This is a genomic window from Streptomyces sp. NPDC046215 (genome assembly GCF_040646215.1).
Classification (GTDB): domain Bacteria; phylum Actinomycetota; class Actinomycetes; order Streptomycetales; family Streptomycetaceae; genus Streptomyces; species Streptomyces stramineus.
In genome coordinates this window covers 1-2,023 of the sequence record NZ_JBEYZW010000194.1, presented here as the reverse complement: position 1 = coordinate 2,023, position 2,023 = coordinate 1, and the positions used below count along the sequence as shown (strand labels likewise).

General features: G+C 74.0%; 1 protein-coding gene. It reads right to left on the bottom strand.

Annotated features, from left to right (window positions below; genetic code table 11):
* Nucleotides 1–113: 113 nt before the first annotated feature.
* Nucleotides 114–1,781 (bottom strand): phospho-sugar mutase, encoded by a 1,668-nt coding sequence (locus ABZ951_RS33795; RefSeq protein ID WP_344089052.1) that lies wholly within the window; start codon nucleotides 1,779–1,781, stop codon nucleotides 114–116.
* Nucleotides 1,782–2,023: the final 242 nt, after the last annotated feature.

Genomic DNA, 2,023 nt, shown 5'->3' with positions numbered 1-2,023 from the left:
CGCCGCCGCGGCGGGCGCATTTGCTCTCCGTCCGCCTTAACGCCAGTAACCCCCCCCCCTCCGCGTCCCGGCCCCTTGCGTCCGCTGCCCGGCCTCCGCTCCTTGGGAGAGGGTCAGATACCCGCTGCCTGCGACAGGTCCGTCTTGATGGCCGCCAGGACGGCCTCGGCGCGGGCGCGGGCGTCCTTGAGGGCGTCGGCGGTCGCGACCGGGACGACGGCCTCCAGGTAGCACTTGATCTTCGGCTCGGTGCCGCTCGGGCGGACGATGACGCGCGCGCCGGAGACGTTCCCGGACGCGTCACCCGCCAGGTGGTACCGCAGGCCGTCGGTCGGCGGCAGCGCCTCCGAGCCCTTCGCCAGGTCCTCGGCCGACGCCACCCGCAGCCCGGCCAGGGCCGTCGGCGGCTGCTCGCGCAGGCGCCGCATCGCGTCCGAGATCAGTGACAGGTCCTCGACCCGCACCGAGAGCTGGTCCGTGGCGTGCAGGCCGTGCTCGACGGCCAGCTCGTCCAGGAGGTCCGTCAGCGTGCGGCCGGACTCCTTGAGCCCGGCGGCCAGCTCGGCGACCAGCAGGGCGGCGGTGATGCCGTCCTTGTCGCGGACGCCCTCGGGGTCGACGCAGTAGCCCAGCGCCTCCTCGTACGCGTACCGCAGGCCGTCCACGCGGGCGAGCCACTTGAAGCCCGTCAGCGTCTCCTCGTACGCGACGCCGGGCGCGGCCGCGGCGATGCGGGAGAGCAGCGACGAGGAGACGATCGTCGTCGTGAAGGTGCCCTGCGCCTTCTTGTGGACCAGGTGCGTGGCCAGCAGCGCGCCCACCTCGTCACCGCGCAGCATGCGCCAGCCCTCGGCCGTCTCCGGGGCGGGCACCGCGACGGCGCAGCGGTCCGCGTCCGGGTCGTTGGCGATGATGATGTCCGGCGCGGCCGCGCGGGCCGTGGCGAACGCCAGGTCCATCGCGCCCGGCTCCTCCGGGTTGGGGAAGGCGACGGTGGGGAAGTCCGGGTCCGGCTCGGCCTGCTCGGCGACGACGGTCGGCGCGGGGAAACCGGCCCGCTCGAACGCGGCGGTCAGGACGGTGCGGCCGACGCCGTGCAGGGGCGTGTAGACCACGCGCAGGTCACGGGCGGAACCGCTGGTCAGAACCGCGTCGGTGCGCTCCAGGTACGCCTGTACGACCGAGTCGTCGAGGGTGTCCCAGCCGGCCGACGGGCGAGGCACGTCCGCCAGGCCCGCGATCGCGGCGATCTCCGCGGCGATCTCCGCGTCCGCCGGGGGCACGATCTGGGAGCCGTCGCCCAGGTAGACCTTGTAGCCGTTGTCGCGCGGGGGGTTGTGGCTGGCGGTCACCTCGACGCCCGCGACCGCGCCGAGGTGGCGGATGGCGAAGGCGAGGACGGGCGTGGGCAGCGGCCGGGGCAGCAGCACGGCCTTCAGGCCCGCGCCGGTCATGACGGCGGCGGTGTCGGCGGCGAAGTCCGCGCTCTTGTAGCGCGCGTCGTAGCCGATGACGACCGTGCCGCCGAGGTGGCCCTGCTTCTTCAGGTACGCGGCGAGACCCGCGGCCGCGCGGATGACGACGGCGCGGTTCATGCGCATCGGGCCGGCGCCGAGTTCGCCGCGGAGGCCGGCGGTGCCGAACTGGAGGGTGCCGCCGAAGCGGATGCTCAGCTCGGCGGTGTCCCCGGCCTCGATGAGCGCGGCGAGCTCGTCGCGGGTGTCGGTGTCGGGGTCCTCGGCCAGCCACGTCTTGGCCAGTGCGATGAGGTCTCGCTCCACGGTTTCTCCTCCGGAGTCGTCAGGAATCTGGGTGCCGGGGCCGGGCGTGTGGCCGGTGTTGCCATCGTTGCCCTGCTGCCGGGCCGACAAATCGCACCCCCGTACTCCGTACGGGGGTGTGGGGTAACGCGGGGGCCCTGTTTTTTCCTCCCCCAAGAGAGCGGAGGCCGGGCCACCGGCGTGCGGGGCCGGGACGCGGAGGGGTGCCTCGGCAGGACGTAAAGCGAAGCAGTCCTGCCGAG